General features: G+C 60.3%; 19 protein-coding genes and 1 tRNA gene. 19 read left to right on the top strand and 1 reads right to left on the bottom strand.

Features of this window, described 5'->3' with window-relative positions; translation table 11 throughout:
• Nucleotides 1-105: 105 nt before the first annotated feature.
• The 12 genes from ACQRCA_RS06145 (at nt 106) to rbr (ending at nt 11,607) form a co-directional block, all read left to right on the top strand.
• Nucleotides 106-1,491 carry a sensor histidine kinase gene (locus ACQRCA_RS06145; protein ID WP_427719516.1) on the top strand — a complete coding sequence of 462 codons (1,386 nt, stop codon included), beginning with the start codon at nt 106-108 and terminating at the stop codon, nt 1,489-1,491.
• A 40-nt stretch (nt 1,492-1,531) separates the two neighbouring features.
• Entirely contained in the window at nt 1,532-2,266 is a 735-nt protein-coding gene (locus tag ACQRCA_RS06140; RefSeq protein ID WP_154518631.1) for a LytR/AlgR family response regulator transcription factor, read from the top strand.
• A gap of 92 nt (nt 2,267-2,358) precedes the next feature.
• Entirely contained in the window at nt 2,359-3,303 is a 945-nt protein-coding gene (locus tag ACQRCA_RS06135; protein ID WP_427719514.1) for a zinc dependent phospholipase C family protein, read from the top strand.
• Nucleotides 3,304-3,404: 101 nt separating this feature from the next.
• Nucleotides 3,405-4,664 (top strand): MFS transporter, encoded by a 1,260-nt coding sequence (locus ACQRCA_RS06130; RefSeq protein WP_427719512.1) that lies wholly within the window; start codon nt 3,405-3,407, stop codon nt 4,662-4,664.
• Nucleotides 4,665-4,834: 170 nt separating this feature from the next.
• Nucleotides 4,835-6,022 carry a glycosyltransferase gene (locus tag ACQRCA_RS06125; RefSeq protein ID WP_427719510.1) on the top strand — a complete coding sequence of 396 codons (1,188 nt, stop codon included), beginning with the start codon at nt 4,835-4,837 and terminating at the stop codon, nt 6,020-6,022.
• Entirely contained in the window at nt 6,019-7,362 is a 1,344-nt protein-coding gene (locus ACQRCA_RS06120; RefSeq protein ID WP_427719509.1) for a histidine kinase, read from the top strand. Before ACQRCA_RS06125 ends, ACQRCA_RS06120 begins: the two co-directional genes overlap by 4 nt.
• A gap of 72 nt (nt 7,363-7,434) precedes the next feature.
• Nucleotides 7,435-8,151 carry a LytR/AlgR family response regulator transcription factor gene (locus ACQRCA_RS06115; protein ID WP_154518646.1) on the top strand — a complete coding sequence of 239 codons (717 nt, stop codon included), beginning with the start codon at nt 7,435-7,437 and terminating at the stop codon, nt 8,149-8,151.
• Between the two features lie 94 nt (nt 8,152-8,245).
• The gene (locus ACQRCA_RS06110; protein WP_427719507.1) at nt 8,246-8,713 is read left to right on the top strand and encodes a YfcE family phosphodiesterase; all 468 of its coding nucleotides are present in this window, start codon (nt 8,246-8,248) and stop codon (nt 8,711-8,713) included.
• Between the two features lie 410 nt (nt 8,714-9,123).
• Nucleotides 9,124-9,201: transfer RNA gene (locus ACQRCA_RS06105), tRNA-Asp, on the top strand.
• Nucleotides 9,202-9,541: 340 nt separating this feature from the next.
• Nucleotides 9,542-10,027, top strand: a complete 486-nt coding sequence (locus tag ACQRCA_RS06100) for an RrF2 family transcriptional regulator (protein WP_154518481.1) — start codon at nt 9,542-9,544, stop codon at nt 10,025-10,027.
• A gap of 21 nt (nt 10,028-10,048) precedes the next feature.
• Nucleotides 10,049-10,954 carry an adenine glycosylase gene (locus ACQRCA_RS06095; protein ID WP_427719505.1) on the top strand — a complete coding sequence of 302 codons (906 nt, stop codon included), beginning with the start codon at nt 10,049-10,051 and terminating at the stop codon, nt 10,952-10,954.
• Between the two features lie 113 nt (nt 10,955-11,067).
• Nucleotides 11,068-11,607 (top strand): rubrerythrin, encoded by a 540-nt coding sequence (gene rbr / locus ACQRCA_RS06090; protein WP_154518486.1) that lies wholly within the window; start codon nt 11,068-11,070, stop codon nt 11,605-11,607.
• Nucleotides 11,608-11,901: 294 nt separating this feature from the next.
• Here the strand turns inward: rbr and ACQRCA_RS06085 are convergent, their stop codons facing one another.
• On the bottom strand, nt 11,902-12,087 hold the full coding sequence (locus ACQRCA_RS06085) for a hypothetical protein (RefSeq protein ID WP_154518490.1): 186 nt from the start codon (nt 12,085-12,087) through the stop codon (nt 11,902-11,904).
• Between the two features lie 26 nt (nt 12,088-12,113).
• On the opposite strand from ACQRCA_RS06085, the gene ACQRCA_RS06080 reads away from it, so the two are divergent.
• From ACQRCA_RS06080 to mfd, 7 genes are all read left to right on the top strand, one after another.
• The gene (locus tag ACQRCA_RS06080; protein ID WP_427719504.1) at nt 12,114-12,536 is read left to right on the top strand and encodes a hypothetical protein; all 423 of its coding nucleotides are present in this window, start codon (nt 12,114-12,116) and stop codon (nt 12,534-12,536) included.
• A gap of 123 nt (nt 12,537-12,659) precedes the next feature.
• On the top strand, nt 12,660-13,190 hold the full coding sequence (locus ACQRCA_RS06075; RefSeq protein WP_427719503.1) for a DUF6036 family nucleotidyltransferase: 531 nt from the start codon (nt 12,660-12,662) through the stop codon (nt 13,188-13,190).
• Nucleotides 13,187-13,750, top strand: a complete 564-nt coding sequence (locus ACQRCA_RS06070) for a hypothetical protein (protein ID WP_427719501.1) — start codon at nt 13,187-13,189, stop codon at nt 13,748-13,750. The genes ACQRCA_RS06075 and ACQRCA_RS06070 overlap by 4 nt, the downstream gene beginning before the upstream one ends.
• A 51-nt stretch (nt 13,751-13,801) precedes the next feature.
• Nucleotides 13,802-15,157 carry a DNA recombination protein RmuC gene (locus ACQRCA_RS06065; RefSeq protein ID WP_427719500.1) on the top strand — a complete coding sequence of 452 codons (1,356 nt, stop codon included), beginning with the start codon at nt 13,802-13,804 and terminating at the stop codon, nt 15,155-15,157.
• 127 nt (nt 15,158-15,284) lie between these two features.
• Nucleotides 15,285-17,087, top strand: coding sequence for an ABC transporter ATP-binding protein (locus tag ACQRCA_RS06060; protein WP_427719498.1), 1,803 nt, complete (start codon nt 15,285-15,287; stop codon nt 17,085-17,087).
• 63 nt (nt 17,088-17,150) lie between these two features.
• The gene (nth, locus tag ACQRCA_RS06055) at nt 17,151-17,816 is read left to right on the top strand and encodes an endonuclease III (RefSeq protein ID WP_427719497.1); all 666 of its coding nucleotides are present in this window, start codon (nt 17,151-17,153) and stop codon (nt 17,814-17,816) included.
• 120 nt (nt 17,817-17,936) lie between these two features.
• Nucleotides 17,937-21,569: a transcription-repair coupling factor gene (mfd, locus tag ACQRCA_RS06050; RefSeq protein ID WP_427719495.1), complete on the top strand. Its 3,633-nt coding sequence runs from the start codon at nt 17,937-17,939 to the stop codon at nt 21,567-21,569.
• The last annotated feature ends 49 nt before the right edge of the window (nt 21,570-21,618 follow it).

Below are 21,618 nucleotides of genomic sequence, written 5' to 3'. Positions count from 1 at the left end.
CGATGGCTGGATGGAAAACACAGTTTTTGATTGCATAATGCAATGGAGAGGGTCGCTTGCGGCCCTCTTTATTGCTATCGGTACTACGGACAAGAGGGGATGACGGTGGATTTAAACAGGCTGAATCTGGGCAAGAGTTACAACTCTACCAAGGTCTTTCGTACGGCCCAGCATGTGGTTCAGGCCATCCTACTCGGTGTTGTCGTTCCGGCGCTTATCTTGCTGCTTATCTGGGATTTAACCGATAATCCCAATCCCGTTCCAGGCGTTGTCGTTATTGCAGGCCTGGTCATGCTGTGCTTCTTCTTCTCGTATGTCTTTGTGGTCCCCGATGACCTCACATCGAGCGCAACCGACCGCACGCTCGCCATCGCATCAAAAATATTTGCCTACACGTCGCGCGGCCTTACGCCCGAAGCGGCCCTGGGTGCCTCTAAAATCATCCTGTCCGAGACCATCGCTTCTGCCATCTGCTTTACTGACGGCAGGCAGGTGCTGGCAAGCTGGGGCGAGGACTCGGCAAAGTGCCCTGCCGGAACCCCGGTAGTGCTCAAGACCACGCTCAGCGTGATTGAGACGGGCGAGCAGAGCGTGTTTTCGCGTGATGCCTCCAATGAGACGGGCGGCTATTTTCCCCGTCTGCGTGCCGGTATTGTCGCGCCGCTTAGCGTGCGTGGTCATTGCGTGGGCACACTCGAGCTGTATTACCCCCGCCTGAGCAGCATCGATATGCGCCAGACGGCGCTTGCCTCGGGTTTCGCCGATCTCATTTCCACGCAGCTCGCCAGCTTTGAGCTCGAGCGCCAGGATGAGCTCACGGCCCGCGTTGAGCTCCGCGCTCTGCAGTCGCAGGTCGATCCGCATTTTCTATTCAATACCATTAGCACGATCGTTTCGCTCGTTCGAACCGAGCCCGACAAGGCGCGATCGCTGCTGATCGACTTTTCCAACTACTATCGTCAGACGCTTTCTGACTCCGATACGCTCACCACGCTCGAGCGCGAGGTGGAACAGGGCACCCGTTATATCAATCTTATGCAGGCCCGGTATGGCGACGGCCGTCTGCGCGTTTCGGTCGACATCGACTTTGAGGTGCGCGACAGCCTGGTGCCGCCGTTTATCTTGCAGCCGCTGCTCGAAAACTGCATCAAGCATGCGCAGCGCGAGACCGAGCCGCTTTCCATTCGTGTTAGGGCTTTTGAGACCGATGACGGCTTGGAGATCATCGTCGAAGATGACGGCATCGGTATGAGCGAAGAAGTCTGCGCGCATCTGTTTGAGCAGCATCGCCGAGAGGAGCCCGAAAGCATTACCGCCGACGGCTCCGTCAAGCGAGGCTGCGGCCTGGCGCTCTTCAACGTGCTTCAGCGCATCCATTTCTTTTACGGAGAAGATTCTGGCATGCGCGTGAAGTCCCAGGAGGGCGTGGGAACGCAGGTCATCGTTGAGTTGAACGGCGAGCCGCATGAGCCGGCGCCGCTAACGGTGTAGCACGCGGTTGGATTGAGAGAAAAAAAGAGGGGAAGCGCATATGTCCGAAGGCTGGAATATCTTGGTGGTTGATGACGAGCCCCCAATTAGGGCTGAGCTACGCTATCTGTTGGAAAAGGATGCGCGTGTGGGCCAGATTGCCGAGGCGGGCAATGTCACCGAAGCCGTGGAATCGATTCTGTCGAACAAGCCCGACGTGCTGTTTTTAGACATTACCATGCCCGGTCGCTCGGGAATTGAGCTTGCCGAGACGCTTCAGAACCTAAAGACACCGCCGGTCGTGGTGTTTGTGACGGCATTTGCCGAGTATGCGGCCGATGCCTATAACCTCGATGCCGTCGATTACATCGTAAAGCCGGTCGAGGATGCTCGCCTGTCAAAGGCGCTCGATAAGATCGAGACCGCCCTGGGCGCTCGCCGTGTCGTCCATGCTCCGCGCCAGCCTTTGCGCCTGACGGTGGATCGTGGGGGTAAAAAGGTGTTCATTCCCGTGGCGGATGTCTGCTACTTTGAGGCGCGCGCCGATTTTTGCAACGCCGTCTGCGCCGAGGGAACATATCTGATCAATGAGTCGATTTCATCGCTCGAGCGGCGCCTGGCCTCCGAGGGCTTTATCCGTGTCCACCGCAGCTATCTGGTCAACTTGGAAGACGTGCACAATGTCGAGATCGGTTCTACGGGTCTTATGGAACTCAGGCTCGATCGCGTAACCTCGACGGTGCCCGTGTCCCGTCGTCGCGCTGCCGAGGTTAAGGCGCGCCTGGGGCTTGTGTAGACGGTCCGCATGCCATCGTTTGCCGACGCGGGTTTGGCATGGCCGCGCGGTGGGCATAATGGGTGACATCGAATGAAATCGAAAGGATCATTATGCCTGCGCTTATTACGCATCATCTGTTTGGCGAGGAAAGCATCGATCGTCTGCCGCAGGGCGTCATTACGTCCGACGAGGAACGCATTGCCTTTATCCTGGGCAACCAGGGTCCCGACCCGTTTTTCTTCCACATCCTGACGCCGCGCGTTTCCGACTGCACGCTGCTGGCGCAGGCCATGCATCGCTCGCGCATGTCGCGCCAGTTCTCGTGCCTGCGCGACGGCGTGTCCCATCTGCTCCCGCGCGATGCCAACTTGGGCCGCGCCTTTGCGCTGGGCCTGCTGTCGCACTACGTGCTCGACCGTAATGCCCACCCCTTTGTCTACGAGCAGCAGTTTGGCATTGTCGAGTCCGATCTCGAGCTGGGGGATTCGGGCAGCCAGGTCCATGCGGTGCTCGAAAGTGACCTGGACGTGTTGATGCTGCAGCTCAAGCGCGACGGGGCCACGGTCGAGGACTATCCGCCGGCGGGCGAGATCGTCACCACCGACCGCATCAATCGCGTGGCCGGCGTGCTGATGAGCTATGTTGCCGGGCGTGTGTACGGTATCGATATCCCAGCGGGGGAGTACGGTGCCGCCGTTGCCGACATGCAGCTGCTCTATCGCGCCATTGAACCGGCGGGCTCGGCCAAGACGCGTGCAATTGCCCTGGTCGAGGGCCTAGTACACGACTACTCCCTGCTCGATGGCCTTGCTCACCGCGTGACGACCGAGCCGCCCGAGCGCACCGGCAATCTGGTCCATCTGACGTGGAAGAATCCCTTTACCGATGAGGTCTCGAACGAGAGCTTCCCCGAGGTCTTTGACCGCGCGCTGGTCGATTACGGGTGCACGGTCACCCGCTTTATCGAGACCGGCGATATGGAGGCCGTGACCAACCACGTCAATTACAGTGGTCGCGTGCTCGGCGCTGACGAAGAGTTCGACCGCGAGGAGTAGGGCTCGTGCGTGCCCCTTTGCCGAATCCTTACCGGTGCCTCTGTGCAATTGGGGTACGATGAACTGACTGCATATCGGGCGAATACGAAGGGTCCCTGTCCATGAAATACACCAAGCTCGAGCGTAACTGGGTTATGTACGATGTGGGCAATTCGGCCCTCGTGTTGCTCAACACTTCGGTGGTGCCCATCTACTTTAACGCCATCAATACCGGTGCTTCCTCGGCCGATCTGGTGGTCGCTTGGGGTAGCGCGCAGACGATTGCCTCGCTGGTCATTGCCATGCTCATGCCCATTCTGGGCGCGCTTGCCGATTACGCCGGCAACAAGATCAAGTTCTTCTTGGGCTTCTTCCTCACGGGTTTGGTGCTTTGCCTGGCGCAGGCTATCCCAATGTCCGCCATGGCATTTTTGACCGTGTACGTGCTGTGCACCATCGGCCTTAACTCTTCTATGACGTTCTATGACGCCATGCTGCCCGACATTACCACCGACGAGCGCATGGACGCCGTGTCCAGCTCGGGCTATGCCTGGGGCTACATCGGTTCCACCGTGCCGTTCATCATCTGCCTGGCGCTTATCATGGGCGGTCCCGCTCTTGGCGTCCCCACCATGCTGGCAACGCGTCTGTCGTTTGTCATCACTGGTGCCTGGTGGCTCATCTTTACCCTGCCGCTCATTCGCACCTATAAGCAAAAGTACGGTCGCGAGCGCGGTCCCGAGGACACCATCGGCCACATCGTGGGCGGCGTGTTCTCCGAGGTCGTACACACCATGCGCGAGATCGCTCACAACAAGACCGTGCTGGTCTACATGATCGCGTTCTTCTTCTACATCGACGGTGTGCACACGGTCATTTCCATGGCAACCAGCTACGGTTCGGCTCTGGGCATCGACTCGACCCAGCTGGTACTGGCCCTGCTCGTTACGCAGTTCGTGGCCTTTCCGTCCGCCATCATCTACGGCAAGCTCGCCGGACGCGTGGGTACGCTCAACATGATCCTGGTGGCGGTCGCCGCCTACATGGGCATTGTGCTGTTCGCCGCGTTTTTCCTCAAGACCGCCTTTGAATTCTGGGTGCTTGCCATTATGGTCGGCCTGTTCCAGGGTGGCGTGCAGGCACTCAGCCGTAGCTACTTTGGCCGCATCATCCCCAAGGAAAAGTCCAACGAGTACTACGGCTTCTTTGACATCTTTGGGCGCTATGCAAGCGTTATGGGCACCTTTCTGGTGTCGGTCGTCACCTCGCTGACTGGCAACCCGTCGCTGGGCGTTCTTTCCATTGCTGTGCTGCTGGTCGTTGGCTTTATGCTGCTGGCCCGCCTGTCTCGCATGACTCGAGCGGCAGAGCATGCCGCATAGGAGCGAGCGGCTATTGTGCCTGTCCGCGGTACTCTTTTGGGGTTATCCGCAATAAACATTGCGACTTGCGAGCAATGATTTGCCCAAGTGGGTATGATGGAATCAGCTAGGTCGCGGGGCGTCGCCTGTGTTTGGCGGCGCCTCGTTTTTGTGTTGCAGGGAGGGAAGGCATGAACGCCACGGTTGTGATTCCAACATATTGGGCGGGCGATGATGCCCATGCAAACGCTCCCGGTGTCTATGACCACTCGACGAATCTCAACGCCGCCAATCCCGAGCTCGATCACTGTCTTGCTTCGCTCGAGCAGGTACGCGATATTCCGCGAATCATCCTTTTGGTGGTCTGTCCCATCTCGGCCACGGCGGATGTGTCGAAGCGCGTACGCGAAATCGTCGACGCGCACCCTACGCTCAAAGTTACCGTAGTCACCAATACCCAGGCATCGCGTATCGCCGACCGCGTAGCGCAGATTGCGCCCAAGGGTTCGGGAGAATGCGTGAGCCTGCGTGGCTATGGCGCCATCCGCAATATGGGACTTGCCTGTGCCGCCGTGCTGGGTCACGATGCCGTCATCTTTTTGGATGACGACGAGACTGTCATCGATGCCGACTTTATGAAACGCGCGACTTACGCGTTGGGGCAGCAGACGCGTCAGGGTCTGCCAATCTTGGTTAAGAGCGGCTACTTTTACGATCGAGACGGATCGCCGCTGGCCCCCACGGACAAGGTGGGCATCTGCCACCGTTGGTGGACCAAGCGTATTGAGTTCAATCGCTGGATGAAAAAGGCGCTCTCGGGCACCCGTATTTCGCGTTCAAACTATGTGTGCGGCGGCCTTATGGCCCTCCATGCCCGCGCCTTTACCCGCGTGGCATTTGACCCGTTTATCACTCGTGGCGAGGACCTGGACTACCTCTTTAATATGCGCATGTTTGGCTACGACGTATGGTTTGATAACGAGTGGACCGTGCGCCATCTGCCGCCCGAGTCCGAGAAACGCTCGCCGCGCTTTATGCAGGACGTGTACCGTTGGTACTACGAACGTGCCAAGCTAACGTTTGCCGCACACCAGAAAGAGCTCGTTCCCGTTACAGCCGCATCTCTCATGCCCTATCCGGGCCCGTGGATTTCGCGCGAGCTTGACGATCGCGTGCGTAAGACTGCCATGGTCCGCAGCATGTTTACCCGCGAGCACGAGGGATACCTACGCATTTGGCGCCACGGTATTGACGAGGCCAGGACTTACGCACGCCAAAACGCCGCAAGCTACCTGCGTTTCCAGAGCTTCTGGCCCAAGATTATGGATGGGCTCTGGCGTGACGCCCAGCTGACCAGCATCCTGGAGGGGACTGAATGATCGACCGCCGCGCCCAGCGCGATAGTTCAATGTCAATCTTTCGCATCATTGCCGTATCCTGCGCCATTTGTGTGCTGGTGTACTTTGTTTTTGCCCTGGCGACTGGAATCGAGCCAATCGCGACCGTGGTCGCCTGTGCGCTGCTATGCATCTTCCTGTGTATCTTTATCTTTTTGACGCTCAATCCCGATTCGGTTCGCTCGCAGTACACCGAGGAGACGCTCTCGGTGGCCTCGGCCATGCTCGAGGACATTAAAGGCGGTCTGACGCAGGAGTCAGCACGTCTGGTGTGCCAGCGCATTTTGCCCGAGACACGCGCCATGACAGTTGCCGTTACCGACGAGAGCAACGTACTGGCCTGCGCGGGCGAGTTTGAGGAAAAGCTGCTGCCCAATTCTCCCATTCATACGCTCGCCACGCGCTACGTCATCGAACACGGTATCGTCCAGTCGTTCAACCGCGTGGTGGACGTGGTGGGTTCGGATGGCTCACACAACCAGGTCCCCGCTGGCATCATCGCGCCCATCAAGGTGGGCGACCGCACCGTCGGCACGCTCAAGTTCTATTACAAGACCCCGCGTGCCGTCGACCGTACCCAGTATGCGCTCGCCTCGGGTTTTGCCGAAATCCTGTCCACGCAGCTCGCCATTCACGAGCTCGAGGTGCAAAAGGAGCTCACGGCCCGTGCCGAGGTGCGTGCCCTGCAGGCGCAGATTAACCCGCACTTCTTGTTCAACACGCTCAACACCATCGCATCGTTTACGCGTACCGACCCGCTGCGCGCCCGCGAGCTGCTGCGCGAGTTCTCCTCGTTCTATCGCGCAACGCTCGACAATTCGGGCTCGCTCATTCCCGTGTCGCGCGAGGTCGCACAGACCAAGCGCTACCTGACGTTTGAGAAGGCGCGCTTTGGCGAGGATCGCGTGCTGGCGACCTTTGACGTGTCCGAGGACGTCGAGGACACGCTGGTTCCGGCATTTGTGATCCAACCGATTGTCGAGAACGCCGTGCGTCACGGCATGGGTGATGCCAGTGCGCTGAAGATTGACGTGACGGTGCGCAGGGATGGTGACGATGCGATTTTGATTTCGGTGGCCGATGACGGTGTGGGCATGGACGAGGGCATCGCTGCCAGACTGTTTGACGAGCGCTCTGCCCGTCCCGACGCCAGCTCCCCGCAGGGTGGCGGCGCCGGCGTTGCCATGCACAATATTTCGGAGCGCATTCATCGCTTTTATGGGCCGCACTCCTATACGCGCGTCGAATCGGCGCCGGGTAAGGGCACTAAAGTGCTCCTACATCTCGATTTGTCGGAGAGCATCTTCGACATTCAAGAGTAGAATAATTGGTCACGGGCTTAACGCCGGTTGGCGTATGCTCGATGTAGTTTGTTGACGAAAGGTTTTATCCCCATGCTGCGTGCGATGATTGTGGATGATGAGGCCCCGGCCCGTTCGGAACTTCGCTTCTTGCTCGAGCAGACGGGCAAGATCGGCACGATCACAGAAGCGTCGAGCGTTCGCTCCGCCATCGAGATGCTTATGGAGAGTCGCGTTGATGTCGTGTTCCTCGATATTTCGATGCCTGGCGCTTCGGGTCTGCAACTTGCCGAGGCGCTGCATAAGCTTAAGAATCCGCCGGCGATCGTGTTTGTGACCGCGTACAGCGATCATGCGGTTGAGGCGTTTGATGTGGATGCCGTCGACTATCTGATGAAGCCGGTAGAGGAAGCCCGCCTGGATCGTGCAATCGAGAAGGTCATGCAGCGCACGAAGCCCGTTGCGGACAGCAAGGTGACCATCGAGCGCATCCCGGTGGAGAAGGGCGGCCGCAAGGTGCTCATCCCCGTGGACGACATTCGCTTCATTATGGCCAAGGACGATTACTCCTGTATCTATACCGTCGACGACCGTTTTTTGTCGACGACCTCGCTGGCACAGTTCGAGGCCAAGCTCTGTGATTTTGGCTTCTTCCGCGTTCACCGCCGCTATATCGTTAACCTGGCGTGTGTTACCGACGTCGAGACGGTCCCCTCGGGCGCTATCCAGCTGGGCATTACGGGCGTCGACGAACGCGTACCGGTTTCGCGCCGTCGCGTCGTACCGCTCAAGAAGGCCCTGAGCCTCTAGCACACCGGCCCCGCAGCCCTGTAGACCAAAATCGTCTGCGGAGCCGCGGGGCTTTTTGTATGAATGCACCAAATCGTTTTGCGGAAGGGATCCCATGAACAGTGCAAGCGCCAAGCGTATCGACATCATCTCGGACACCCACGGTTATCTGTCGCCCGCGCTTTTAGATGAGTTGAGCGGCGCGGACCTGATTATCCATGCCGGCGATCTTACGTCGGAGATGGACTACGAACATCTGCGAACCATCGCCCCCGTGCGAGCGGTTCTGGGCAATAACGACTACTACCGCGATTACGGGCCCGAAGTGGACCGTCTGGCGCTCTTTAGCTACGAGGGCCTTAAGTTTGCCGTAGCCCACTACCGCGAAGACCTCCCGGTGGGATCCGTGGACGTAGCCATCAACGGTCACACTCACGTAACCAAAGAGGCCCAGGTGGGCCGCTGCTTGGTCCTCAACCCAGGCAGCGCCAGCTACCCCAGGGGCACCCGAGGCCCCACCATGGCCAGAATGCTCGTCAAGGACGGCAAGATTCTCAGCACCAAATTTATTGACCTAGAGTAAACGCAACAAAAACGGGGGATGCAGATTGCATCCCCCGTTTTTCTTTGAGCCAAAGGCCGAAGTTCAACAACAACCATCAGGCAACCCCGCCGAGGAGAACGGGGGTCCCGAGCCGCGAAGCGGCGAGCAACAAAGTCTTCGAACAAAGTGACGGCAGGGAGGGTCTCCGGGGCCGGCTGGCGCGGGTTAAGTTTGTCGCGAGTTCCGCACGCAAAGGAAAGCACTTAATGTGCTTTCCGTCTTGCGCAGGACTGTAGAGCAGCAAACTTAACCCGCGCCAGCCGGCCCCGGAGACCCTCCCGGAGGGACCCAAAAAATATTTTCAAAAAAGTTGTTGCGCGGCGAACAGACTTCTGTGTATACTAATCCCCGCAGCGCACGCGAGCGGAAACAAACGCGAACGACTGCCTGGGGAGTTAGCTCAGTTTGGTTAGAGCGCCGGCCTGTCACGTCGGAGGTCGCGGGTTCGAGCCCCGTACTTCCCGCCAACGCAATTAAAGCCACGTCTTCGGACGTGGCTTTTTGCGTTTAATAGGACAACCGCTTGGCCGTCCCTTTCATTCTGCTCCTTGTTTCCGAGATGCGGAAATGAATTAAGTATATCGGTTTAAACAGGGGGGGGTTGTTGCGCAACACTCGTTCAACGAAACAGGGGGTTAGGTTATACTAAATTCCACTGCGGGCCTAATCTGATGCAATTTGCTTTGGATTAGGCCTTCAGCGGACATCTAATTCACTATTTGGTTGTCCCGGCGGTTATTTAGCGTCTCGACGTAAGCTCGGCCCCGGAGCCCGTTCGAGCTGTTCGTATTCCTTGAAAGGGGAAACATGGACATATCGAGGAAGACTGATTATGCCCTCCGCATGCTTGCGATGCTTGCCGAGGAGCCGGAGCGGTTGCTTTCTGTTCGCACTGCTGCCGAAGAGGTCAATGTTCCGTATTCGTTTGCCCGCTCGATCCAACACGGTTTGGTTCAGGCCGGTATTGTGGAGAGCCTGCGTGGCGTCCACGGCGGTATGCGTCTTAAGGTCAACCCGAGCGAGGTCACTATCCGTCAGGTCGTCGAGGCCGTTCAGGGCCCTATGGTTATGAATGATTGCACGGCACTCGATGGCGACTGTGCACGCAGGGGCACGTGCTGCTATCATCCCCTGTGGGCTGGGGCCCAGGCGCTGATGCGTGACTACCTCGATTCCGTTTCGCTGGACGATGTCGTCGCTCGCCGCCAGTTCCCCGCCGTCGATCCCAAGTTCGCCGACCGCGACGCCTTTCCCGAGTATGCCGTTTGCGCGTGTGCTTGCCGGGAGGAGTAGCGCCGCATAAGGAGTATAGCTATGATTCAGGACCCCTTTCGTTCGATGATTCGTTCGGAAGGGGTTCTGCGTTATCGCGACCTTCCGTGGCGCCGCACGCGCGACCCGTACATCATCTGGCTTTCCGAGGTCATGCTGCAGCAGACGCAGGTTCCACGCGTAGAGACGCGCATGCCGGCATGGCTCGACCGCTTTCCGACCGTGCATTCTCTCGCTCAGGCCGCTCCTTCTGATGTTTTGGACGCTTGGCAGGGCATGGGCTACAACCGCCGTGCTTTGGCGCTCCATAAGGCCGCGCAGCGACTCGTGGAGGACTGGGATGGGGAGTTTCCGCGTGATACACGCGACCTGGTCGCGCTGCCCGGTATTGGGCCCGCAACGGCGCAGGGCATTCGGTCGTTTGCGTTTGATCTTCCGGGAGTGTACCTGGAGACCAATGTGCGCACGGTCTTTCTGCATCACTTTTTTCCTGACGTTCCGTCTGTTCCCGACCGCGAGCTGGTGCCGTTGATCCAGGCGGCCTGCCCGGCGGCGCCCGGTGCGGCGGCGGATGAGGTCGCTCCCTTTGCCGTGCCGCTCGACGATGCCGATACGCCGCGCGCGTGGTATTACGCGCTGCTGGATTACGGCGCGTATCTTAAAAAGACGCTGCCCAATCCGTCTAGGCGCTCGGCGGGCTACAGCCGCCAGTCCAAATTTGAGGGCTCGCGTCGGCAAAAGCGTGCCCATATCGTGCGCATGCTGCTTGCAGCCCGCGACGGACAGCCGGCGGGCATAACGCTTGTTGAAGCTGTTGCAGGCGTTAACAAGATGGAGGCCGCAGCGGGTCGCGAACCGGTTGGTTGCGATTTTATTGCGGGCATTCTTGCCGACCTGGAGCGCGAAGGCTTTTGTCGTGCCGAAGGCGAGCGCTGGCTGAGTGTGTGATGACGCGAATTTGCAGAACGGGATAGTAAGGTTTAGATTCTCGGCATGAGGGTATCCTAAAGACAATGCCGCTCAAAGTCTGTGGGCGGCGCGTATTGAAGGGAAGTACACCTATGGATTTTGAGAATTCTCAAACCAAGAAGAACCTCGAGACCGCTTTTGCCGGTGAGTCCCAGGCGCACACCAAGTATCGTTACTATGCATCCAAGGCCAAAAAGGACGGCTACGTTCAGATTTCGAATATCTTTGCAGAGACGGCGGGCAACGAGTCCGAGCATGCCAAGCTGTGGTTTAAGTACCTGCACGACGGTGCTGTTCCGGATACGCTGGACAACCTGCGCGATGCCGCCGCGGGCGAGAACTACGAGTGGACCACGATGTATGACGAGTTCGCCAAGACCGCCGAAGAGGAGGGTTTTGCCGAGATTGCCGCGAAGTTCCGTGGCGTTGGCGCTGTCGAGAAGGCTCACGAGGAGCGCTATAACAAGCTCGTCGAGCGTATTGAATCGGGCGAGGTGTTTGAGCGCGAGGGCGTAAAGGTGTGGAAGTGCCTGAACTGCGGGCACCTGCATGTTGGTGCCAAGGCGCCCGAGGTGTGCCCGGTTTGCAACCATCCCAAGGCGTACTTTGAGGAGCAGGTGGTGAACTACTAGCGCGTGGCGCTGGCTGCTGCGGAGCGCAGGGCGGGGAAGTACCTTTGCCTCTTGCTCACGGCTCCGCAGGGCAACTGCCGGCCTCGCCGCTCCGGGCGTCAGAACCGCGGCGCATCCCTTTCCCTCTCGCTCACGGCTTCGCAGGGTCGCGCGAGGCAAAGGCATGCGCCGCGGTTCTGACGGCGCGGGCTTGCCAACGAGTTTTGGCTAATAGATTAGTTTGTGTGCCGCCCCTTTTGGGGCGGCACGTTTTGTTTGGGGTCCCTGTCTTCACAATTTCCGTCAAGCTTTTGGCTAGGTTTTGGTCGGATGGCGCAAGGGCGAAAGGGCAAAAGATTGCTGGCGAAAAAAGCTCAAAGAAAGTGCTGGTAGGGGAGTTGTTGAACTTTTCGACAGTTTTCTGACAAAAGAATCTTTGCGGCTATTGCCGCGGATTTCATTGCCGCGGCCGCGATGGTGCGGGATGCTGGGCGCAAGCATCGAATGCTCCTATTGAGGAGGCCAACATGGATCTGTTTCTTGAGACCCCGCAGCAACAAGCCGAGCGCATGCTGCGCCAACAGCAGCGGCTTATGGAGATGCAAATGCAAGGGGCAGCCGTCCAGCCTCCTGCGCAAAACGCCGCGCCCGCGGTATCGCCTGCGGGTGAGGTGGGCCCAGGAGCCTATTCCGTACAGCAAGATTCATATGCGCAGGAGCTTGCGTTCGACAAGCGTCGTGCGCGTCGCCGTCGCTGGGCCCAGCGCCTGCGTACGCTGGCGATGATCGTGCTGATCCCGTTGGGACTCGCGGCAATCTTCTTGGCCTCATATGCCCTTACGTGCATTCTCAACGGCGCTTCGCCCAGCGAAGTGCTCCAACATTTGACAGCTCTCGGCCAGCGCCTGGGCGATGTCGTGACAACCATCCGCGCCGGCTGGGAGAGTTAGCGTTTGTCACATTAGGACTTCTAGGGTGCAGGGATTATCGCCACGAGTAGAATTCTTGCATCCTGTGGATCCTGTCGTGCGACTGAATAGTATTATTGATCATGATTAATAATAGGATTTGCTATGCATAAGCAGGATTTAGAGCAGACTCTTTTGGATATTGACGAAGAGGCGGAGCTGGAAATAGGTCCAAGAGACGATAGACCGAGCGTTGTATTGGTGGGAGGGAGCGCCTTCATGCTTAACGATGTGACGAATCGGTCGGTTACACATGACATTGATGTGTTTGAGGCAGACAGGTGCCTCCGCGAGATCATAGCTCGATATCCCGAGGTGAATGGTATGGCGGCGGCATATTGTAATCAGATGCCATTCAATTACGAAGATCGTTTGATTCCCTTGGATATTGGGGCGCGTTTTATCAGGTACTTTACGCCATCCTTGGAAGACCTAGCGGTAATGAAGCTCTATGCCTACCGTCCGAACGACATCGTCGATCTTCATAGCCAGGCATTCGTCGACCGACTTGATTGGGGACTGCTCGAACGGCTTATATTCGACGAGGGCGAGGCGCTGGCGTCGTCGCCTTCGGAGCGGAGTTATCAAGAGATGGTCTGCGCATACAGGCAATACAAAAAGGAGGTGCTCGGTTGAATCTGACCTTTGAGGGATTCTTAAAAGGCTATTGCCGAGAGCTATCCGGACAGCAGTCGCTCAGTTTTAGAAAACTGGTTAAGCAGGCGACGACGGTTGCGCCGCGCGTGGCGGAGCCCCTGTTTTTGCTCGCTTTGGCGCAGGGTAAAGCCGAATACGTTCTGGGCTTATCCGAGGGTTCGTGGATGGAAGAGGGTTACCGAGGCGTTTTGTCCTTGTACGCCCAAACGGGTAGCCTGGCATCTCTATGCGCCGAGGACAAACTCCCTAATCGTTATGCCAACGTTTGGCGTGCGTATAGAGCGGTGAAGGAAAAGCCAGTGGCGGACAGAAGGATCAACGCTCTGATGCGAAAAAGAACGTTGGGAGCGCTAGGGGAATCGGGCGTAACGCGCTACGGTCTCTGCCGCGATTTGAATCTGAATAAGGGAAACGTGTACGCATACTTAGCCGGCGATGACTCAAAGGTGAGCAGGGAGACGGCGCGCCGCATTATGGAATATGCGGAGGAGAGGGGCGCCCAAGAAGGGGCCGGGCGCCCGGTGCGTGTGGCGGGGTAAGATTGATCGCGGTTTTGATTGATGATCGATTGGGTTTGTTGGGCGGAGTCTATGTCTGCTGTTGATATTGTGCTGGTCGTGATCGCCTTGGTAGCGGTAGGAGTGGCTGTGGCTTGCGCCCTGCAGCTCAAGGGCCTTCGCGCCGAGCTGCGAGAGCGCGGCGATGGCGGTGCGGAGGCGATGGCGGCACTCGAGCAGGCCAACAACGCGCTCGATGCCCTGAACGTCGCGCTGGCAGAAACCCGCCGCACGGCCAATGCCATCGCGCAGCAGCAGACGACAGATGCGGCCGTGGAGCAGCAACGTTACCTGAACATCGCACGCGAGTTTTCGCAAGCTGGTGACCGGATGGATGACCTGCGCCGCGAGACGGCCCAACAACTCGGTGCCAACCGCGAGGGCATCGAGCACCGCCTGGACAAGGTGCGCGAGACGGTCGATACCCAGCTGGGTGCTATCCGCAAAGACAACAACGTGCAACTCGATCAGATGCGCGCGACGGTGGACGAGAAGCTCTCCCGCACGCTCAACGATCGCCTGTCGGCATCGTTTAAGCAGGTGAGCGACCAGCTCGAGGCCGTGTACAAGGGCCTGGGCGACATGCAGTCCATCGCCACCGGCGTGGGCGACCTTAAGCGCGTGCTGGGCAACGTAAAGGCGCGTGGCATTTTGGGCGAGGTGCAGCTGGGTGCAATCCTGGCGGACATCCTCACGCCCGACCAGTATCTGGAAAACGTCGCCACCAAGCCCGGCGCCTCGGAGCGCGTTGAGTTTGCCGTCAAGCTGCCAGTAGACGAGGACGATCCCGTGCTGCTGCCGATCGACTCCAAATTCCCGGGTGACGCATATGAGCATCTGCTCGACGCCCAGGAGTCGGGTGACGCTGAGGCCGTCGCCGCTGCGCGTAAGACGCTCGACGCCATGGTCAAGCGCGAGGCCAAGGACATCTGCGAAAAGTACCTGAGTGTGCCGGCAACGACCAACTTTGGCATTATGTTCGTGCCGTTTGAGGGGCTGTACGCCGAGGTTGTCAGTCGTCCGGGGCTTATCGAGACCCTGGGTCGCGACTATCACGTCAACGTTGCCGGCCCTAGCACCATGGCGGCTATCCTCAACAGCCTGCAGATGAGCTACCAAACGTTTAGGCTGCAAAAACGCACCGATGACGTGCTGCGCGTGCTTTCTGCCGTCAAGGCCGAGCTGCCGCGCTATCAGGCGGCGCTGCGCCGCGCCCAGCAGCAAATCGAGACCGCGGGAAAGACGGTCGAGGGCATCATCACCACGCGCACCAACGTCATGGAGCGCAAGCTCAAGGACATCGACGCGCTGGAAGACGCCGACCAAGCTGATGAGATCTTGGGACTCACGCCCGCGGGCCTTCTCACAGACCAAGAAGACGAGGAATAATTACAACAAGACGGTGGGGCACCGGCGCAAACGCGGGCGCCCCGCTGCTTTTCGCATCGTGCTTGCCTGAAGTGCGCTTTAGTATGCAACAATGACGTTTAGCCCCGCCAGATGTGAAAGGAAGCCCATGTCACAGAGAAACACCAGTCCGCTCAAACGCTCAACCGTGCGCCGCACGCTACAGCGTTTTTGGGACGTCACGCGCACGCAGCCGCTGATCGTCTTTCTCTCGGTGTTCTCGTCGGCGGGCTACATCTTTTTGCTCACGTTTGCCAACACCTACGTGATGGCACTTATCGTCGACCGCGTCCAGGACGGCCCCGTGGCGGGCGACCGGGTGTTTGAGGTCTTTGGCCCCTACATTCTGGCGCTCGTGCTCGTTAACCTAGTGGGCCAAATCCTCTCCAAGCTGCAGGACTACACCGTCTACAAGCTCGAGATTGCGGGTAACTATCACTTGGCGCGCCTGTGCTTCGACACGCTCTCCAATCAATCCATGACATTCCACACCAGCCGTTTTGGCGGATCGCTTGTGAGCCAGACGAGCCGTTTTATGAGCGGCTACACGGGGCTGGTGGACGTGACGGTGTATTCGCTCATTCCCACTATCACCTCGGTTGTCTGCACGGTGGCGGCGCTCGCTCCGGTAGTGCCGACGTTTACCGTGATCCTGGTGGGCATTATGGTCGTCTACATTGCGTTTGTCTGGCTCATGTATAAGCGCATCATGCCGCTTTCGGCCGCGACGTCCGCCGCGCAGAACAAACTGTCGGGCGTGTTGTCCGACGCGGTCACGAACATCCTGGCCGTCAAGACCTGCGGACGCGAAGACTTTGAGCGCGACCTGTTCGATAGCGCCGACCGCGCCGCGCGCGACGCCGAGACGGTTTCGATGCACGCCATGATGCAGCGCAACTTTACGACCTCGGGCCTTATCGTCATTACCATGGCCGTGGTGAGCGTGTTCGTCGCGGGCGGCAACGCGTGGTTTGGTATCTCTGCCGGCTCGCTCGTCATGATCTTTACCTATACGTACAACCTCACCATGCGTCTGAACTACGTAAGCTCCATGATGCAGCGCATCAATCGCGCGCTGGGCGATGCGGCCGAGATGACGCGCGTGCTGGACGAGCCGCGTCTGGTGGCGGACGACGAGAATGCTCCCGAGCTCAAGGTGGGCGAGGGCGCGATTGATTTTGAGCACCTGAGCTTTGCATACCGTGACGCCGCGGCGGGCGAGAGCGTGTTCGACGACCTGACGCTCCATGTGGCGGCGGGTCAGCGCGTGGGCCTGGTGGGCAAATCGGGCTCGGGCAAGACGACGCTCACCAAGTTGCTGCTGCGCCTGGACGACGTACAGGGCGGTCGCGTACTCGTGGACGGTCAGGATGTCTCGCGCTGCACGCAGCAGAGCCTGCGCCGCCAGGTTGCCTACGTGCCGCAGGAGGCGCTGCTGTTTCACCGCTCCATTCGCGAGAACATCGCCTACGGCCGCCCCGATGCCACCGACGAACAGATCCGCGAGGCGGCCCGCTTGGCCAATGCCCTGGAGTTTATCGACCGCCTGCCCCGGGGCTTTGACACCATGGTGGGCGAGCGCGGCGTTAAGCTTTCGGGCGGCCAACGCCAGCGCGTGGCCATCGCCCGTGCCATCCTCACCGACGCGCCGATTCTGGTGCTCGACGAGGCGACCTCTGCCCTGGATAGCGAGTCCGAGGCGCTGGTGCAGGAGGCGCTTGAGAACCTGATGCGCGGCCGTACCTCCATTGTGGTGGCACATCGCCTGTCCACCGTGGCGGCGCTCGACCGCATCGTGGTGCTGGCGGACGGCGAGATTGTCGAGGACGGTACGCATGCGCAGCTTGTCGAGGCAGGCGGCGAGTACGCAAGCTTGTGGGGCCGCCAGACCGGCGCATTTTTGGAGGCGTAAAGACCCCATACGTGGGACAATCGTGCCCATAGGTAAGTTATGCCGCTGATTCGAGGAGTCGTTATGCCACGCGAGACCAATGCCGCCAAGCGCGAGCGCGCCGTTGAGGTGTGCGAGCGCCTTAACCGTCGCTATGGCCCGGTTGAGTGTTTTTTGGACCACGAGAATCCCTATAGGCTGCTCATAGCGGTGTTGCTCTCGGCGCAGACGACCGACGCGCAGGTCAACAAGGTGACGCCGAAGCTGTTTGCCCAGTGGCCCACGCCCGAGGCCATGGCGGGGGCGAGCGTTGCCGATGTGGCAGATACCATTAAGTCGCTCGGCTTCTATAAGAGCAAAGCCAAGCACGCCGTGGAGGCCGCACAGATGATTGTCGCCGATTACGGCGGCGAGGTGCCGGCCGACATGAAGGAGCTTGTCAAGCTGCCGGGCGTTGGGCGCAAGACGGCGAACATCGTGCTCAACGTGGGGTTTGGCATTGTCGAGGGCATCGCGGTCGATACGCACGTCAACCGCATCGCGCACCGTCTGATGCTGAGTCCCAAGACGCACGCCAAAGAGCCGCTCAAGACCGAGCAGGATCTGCTCAAGATCTTGCCGCACGAGTATTGGGAGTCGGTCAACCACCAGTGGATCACCTTTGGCCGCGAGATCTGCGACGCCCGCAAACCCAAGTGCGACGAGTGCCCACTGGCAGATCTTTGCCCGAGCATGCGCGTTTTGGGGTAGCTGTTTGGCGTGCGCTGGCGTGTTCACCTCATGCGCTACCATGATAATCAATACTTTTGACGTAAGACCCGCCGAGCTTGCCCCGGCGGGCTTTTGGCGTTGCGATGCCGGAGGAACAGCATGCTCATTCACCGTATAGCCGCGCAGCTCTACACTGCCGAGGCCTTGCAGACCGTCGAGGCCGGGCTCGACGCCGGCGAGGATGTGACGCTGGCCGTGTCGCAGTCGGGCCGCACGCTTATGGCGGCTGCTCAGTTTGCGCGCCGCCCGCGCCCTACGGTCTACATTGTGAGCGGCGAGGACGCGGCCGATCGCGCCGCGCGCAGCCTTGCCGCCTACGTGGGCCTGGCGCACGTGTGCCGCTTTCCCGAGCGCAAGGACTATCCGTGGCGCGAGCAGGCGCCCGACGATGCCGTGGTGGCGCAGCGCTGCGAGGCTCTGGGGCGTATCGTGCGCGGGGACAACTGCATCATGGTTGCCTCGGCCCGCGCACTGCTGCGTTGCGTGCCGCCAGTCGAGAGCCGCTACTGGGAGTCCACGACCTTTGCGGTGGGCGAGGAGATTCCTTTTGACGAAGTGCCGCAGCGCCTGGTGGGCATGGGCTACACCAATGCCGGCGCCGCCGACGCACCCGGCCTGTTCCGCGTGCACGGCGACACCGTCGAGGTATTCCCCGCACAAGAGAAAGCGCCCGTGCGCATTGAGTTCTTTGGCGACGAAATTGATCGCATTCGCCGTATGGTGAGCTCTACGGGCCAAACCATCGGCAACGAGGACAGCATCGAGATCTTCCCGTGCCGCGAGCTGGCGCTTACCGACGAAGCCGTTCACAACATGCACGTGGCGCTCTATCGCGCAAGCCAGAGCGACAGCAAGCTGGCGGCACTGCTCGAGATGGTTGATGCGCGTATCGTCACACCCGAGCTCGACCGCTTTTTGCCGGTGATGTACGGCCAGACCGTGAGCCCGTTGGCGCACGTGAGCGGCAAGGCGCTTGTGGTTCTGTCCGAGCCGCGCTCGCTGTTCGACGACTGCCTGCGTGCCTACGAGGATATCGAGGCGCGCGCCGGCGAGGCGGGGATTGACCGCTTGGACGGCCTGTACGTGCGCGCCCAGCAGCTCGACTTTGGTGCTCAGCAGCGCCTGAACTACGTGAGCCTGATCCGCGCCGGCGGTGCGGTTACGGCAGAGCTCAAGATTGAGCAGCCGGCTATCGCAGGCTCGGACAACCGCTTTATGACGCGCGTTCAGGAAGTCGTGGGCAAGCGCTATGCCTGCGTGTTTGCCATTCCCGACCGCGGAGCGCGCGAGTCGATGGAGCTCACCTTTGGCGACGAGGGCATTACCTTTGAGGAGTCGCTGACGGCCGCCCCCGAAAACGCCGGTGTTATTGGCGAGCGCGTACGCGTGGCAGCGGCAGATTCTGCCGACCGTGCTGCCCGCCAGGAGGCCCATGCCTCGATCCGCGAGCGCCGCGTCGATGCGCTCAACGCCCGATCGCTCGAGGCGGGCGCCGCCCAGGCTGCCGCCGGTGCTGCCGTACCCACCATCTCGCGCGGACGCGTGACCTTTGTGGATGCTGCCCTGCCGCAGGGCGTGGTGGTGCCCGATGCCAACCTAGCCGTGTTCTCGATCGCCGATCTCAATGCCCGCATGGACGCCAACCGCGCGCGCAGCCGTCGCAAGGTGGACATTACGCAGATCACGTTTCCGTTTAAGCCGGGCGACTACGTGGTGCACGCTACCCACGGCATCGCGCTCTTTAGCGAGATCGCGCGCCAGGAAGTGGGCGGCAAGGAGCGCGACTACTTTTTGCTGGAATATGCCGACGGCGACAAGCTCTACGTGCCGCTCGAGCAGGTCGACCGCATCACGCGCTATGTTGGTCCCGACGGCGACAAGCCGCGCCTGACTAGGCTCAACACCGCCGACTGGACGCGTGCCACCAACAAGGCGCGCAAGAACGCCAAAAAGCTGGCGTTTGACCTGGTCGATCTGTATACGCGCCGTTCTTCGATTACCGGTATCGCCTGCCCGCCCGACACGCCCGAGCAGATCGAGATGGAGGAGAGCTTTCCTTACGACGAGACGCGCGACCAGCTGGAGGCCATCGCCGACATTAAGGCCGACATGGAGGCGCCCAAGCCCATGGACCGCCTGCTGTGCGGCGACGTGGGCTTTGGCAAGACCGAGGTTGCCCTGCGCGCGGCGTTTAAGTGCGTGGACTCCGGCCGTCAGGTCATGGTGCTCTGCCCCACGACCATTCTGGCCCAACAGCACTACGAGACCTTCTTTGAGCGCTTTGCCCCGTTTGGCCTCGAGGTCGAGGTGCTCAGCCGCTTTCGCACGCCGGCGCAGCAGAAGCGCGCGCTCAAGGCGTTTGCCGAGGGCACGATCGACGTGCTCATCGGCACGCACCGCCTGCTTTCGGCCGATGTGAACCCCAAGAACCTGGGTTTGGTGATCATCGACGAGGAGCAGCGCTTTGGCGTGCAGCACAAGGAGCAGCTCAAAAACCTGCGCGAGCAGATTGACGTGCTCACGCTTTCGGCCACGCCTATTCCGCGAACCATGCAGATGGCCACGAGCGGCGTGCGCGACATGAGCCTGATCACCACGCCACCGACCGGGCGCCGCCCCGTGATCGTGCACGTGGGGGAGTACGACCCCGACGTGGTGAGCGCGGCGATTCGCCTGGAGGTGGGCCGCGGCGGCCAGGTGTACTACGTGTCCAACCGCGTCAAGACCATCGACGACGCCGTGGCACGCGTGCACGAGGCCGCGCCCGAGGCGCGCGTGGGCGTGGCGCACGGCAAGATGAGCCCGCGCGAGGTCGAGGACGTGATGATCGAGTTCGCGACCAAAAAGATCGACGTACTCATCGCCACGACCATCGTGGAGAGCGGCATAGACAACGCGACCGCCAACACGCTGATCATCGAGGATTCGCAGCGCTTGGGTCTGGCGCAGCTCTACCAGCTCAAGGGCCGCGTGGGCCGTTCTGCCACGCAAGCCTACGCGTACTTTATGTTCCCGGGCGAGCTGCCGCTCACCGAGGAGGCTACGGCGCGCCTGACCGCACTCTCCGAGTTCCAGGACCTGGGCAGCGGCATGCGTATCGCCATGCGCGACCTGGAGATCCGCGGCGCCGGCTCGCTCATGGGCGCCGAGCAGCACGGCAATCTGTCGAGCGTGGGCTTTGACCTGTTTACGCAGATGCTGGGTCAGGCCGTGGCCGAGGCGCGCGGCGACGACGATGCCGGTGTGGAGGCGGCGAGCGTGGGCATCAACCTGCCGGCCGACTACTTCTTGTCCGAGGAGTACCTGCCGGCGGTGGATCAGCGCGTGCTCGTATACCGTAAGCTTGCGGCGGCCGGGGACCTGGAGAGCATCGACGAGGTGCAGGAAGAGACCGAGGCCGCGCATGGCGAGCTGCCGTTGGCGGGACTCAACCTGTTCAATCGCGCGCGAATCCGCATTCGCGGCGAGCGCCTGGGGCTCGAGAGCGTTACGCTCAGCGGCGGTCGCATCACGTTTTTGGGCGTCGACGTTCCCAAGAAGGTGGCCTATGAGCTTAAGACCCGCTATGGCGCGGTGAACTTCCCCAAGAGCCGCAAACTGTCGGTGCCCTACAAGGCGGGCGCCGGCACGGGCAGCGGCCTGGGTCGCGGTCTCGACGCCAACGACGGCACCGGCCCCGTGGCCGCGGCACTCATGCTGCTGCAGCAGCTGGGCACGTCCGACGATGACTAACGGGTCGACGCCGTAAACGCCCCATTTGGGCAATCTGGTCCCATCGAAA

It is taken from the genome of Collinsella sp. SGI.095 (assembly GCF_050314535.1).
Taxonomy (GTDB): Bacteria; Actinomycetota; Coriobacteriia; order Coriobacteriales; family Coriobacteriaceae; genus Collinsella.
The sequence above is the reverse complement of the archived record's forward strand: the minus strand, read 5'-3'. Positions and strand labels throughout refer to the sequence as shown.

Excerpts from the sequence above, each read along its gene's own strand:
- ACQRCA_RS06140 (WP_154518631.1), top strand. The coding sequence starts at position 1,532 with ATGTCCGAAGGCTGGAATATCTTGGTGGTTGATGACGAGCCCCCAATT.
- ACQRCA_RS06135 (WP_427719514.1), top strand. The coding sequence starts at position 2,359 with ATGCCTGCGCTTATTACGCATCATCTGTTTGGCGAGGAAAGCATCGAT.
- ACQRCA_RS06130 (WP_427719512.1), top strand. The coding sequence starts at position 3,405 with ATGAAATACACCAAGCTCGAGCGTAACTGGGTTATGTACGATGTGGGC.
- ACQRCA_RS06125 (WP_427719510.1), top strand. The coding sequence starts at position 4,835 with ATGAACGCCACGGTTGTGATTCCAACATATTGGGCGGGCGATGATGCC.
- ACQRCA_RS06120 (WP_427719509.1), top strand. The coding sequence starts at position 6,019 with ATGATCGACCGCCGCGCCCAGCGCGATAGTTCAATGTCAATCTTTCGC.
- ACQRCA_RS06115 (WP_154518646.1), top strand. The coding sequence starts at position 7,435 with ATGCTGCGTGCGATGATTGTGGATGATGAGGCCCCGGCCCGTTCGGAA.
- ACQRCA_RS06110 (WP_427719507.1), top strand. The coding sequence starts at position 8,246 with ATGAACAGTGCAAGCGCCAAGCGTATCGACATCATCTCGGACACCCAC.
- ACQRCA_RS06100 (WP_154518481.1), top strand. The coding sequence starts at position 9,542 with ATGGACATATCGAGGAAGACTGATTATGCCCTCCGCATGCTTGCGATG.
- ACQRCA_RS06095 (WP_427719505.1), top strand. The coding sequence starts at position 10,049 with ATGATTCAGGACCCCTTTCGTTCGATGATTCGTTCGGAAGGGGTTCTG.
- rbr (WP_154518486.1), top strand. The coding sequence starts at position 11,068 with ATGGATTTTGAGAATTCTCAAACCAAGAAGAACCTCGAGACCGCTTTT.
- ACQRCA_RS06085 (WP_154518490.1), bottom strand. The coding sequence starts at position 12,087 with ATGCTTGCGCCCAGCATCCCGCACCATCGCGGCCGCGGCAATGAAATC.
- ACQRCA_RS06080 (WP_427719504.1), top strand. The coding sequence starts at position 12,114 with ATGGATCTGTTTCTTGAGACCCCGCAGCAACAAGCCGAGCGCATGCTG.
- ACQRCA_RS06075 (WP_427719503.1), top strand. The coding sequence starts at position 12,660 with ATGCATAAGCAGGATTTAGAGCAGACTCTTTTGGATATTGACGAAGAG.
- ACQRCA_RS06065 (WP_427719500.1), top strand. The coding sequence starts at position 13,802 with ATGTCTGCTGTTGATATTGTGCTGGTCGTGATCGCCTTGGTAGCGGTA.
- ACQRCA_RS06060 (WP_427719498.1), top strand. The coding sequence starts at position 15,285 with ATGTCACAGAGAAACACCAGTCCGCTCAAACGCTCAACCGTGCGCCGC.
- nth (WP_427719497.1), top strand. The coding sequence starts at position 17,151 with ATGCCACGCGAGACCAATGCCGCCAAGCGCGAGCGCGCCGTTGAGGTG.
- mfd (WP_427719495.1), top strand. The coding sequence starts at position 17,937 with ATGCTCATTCACCGTATAGCCGCGCAGCTCTACACTGCCGAGGCCTTG.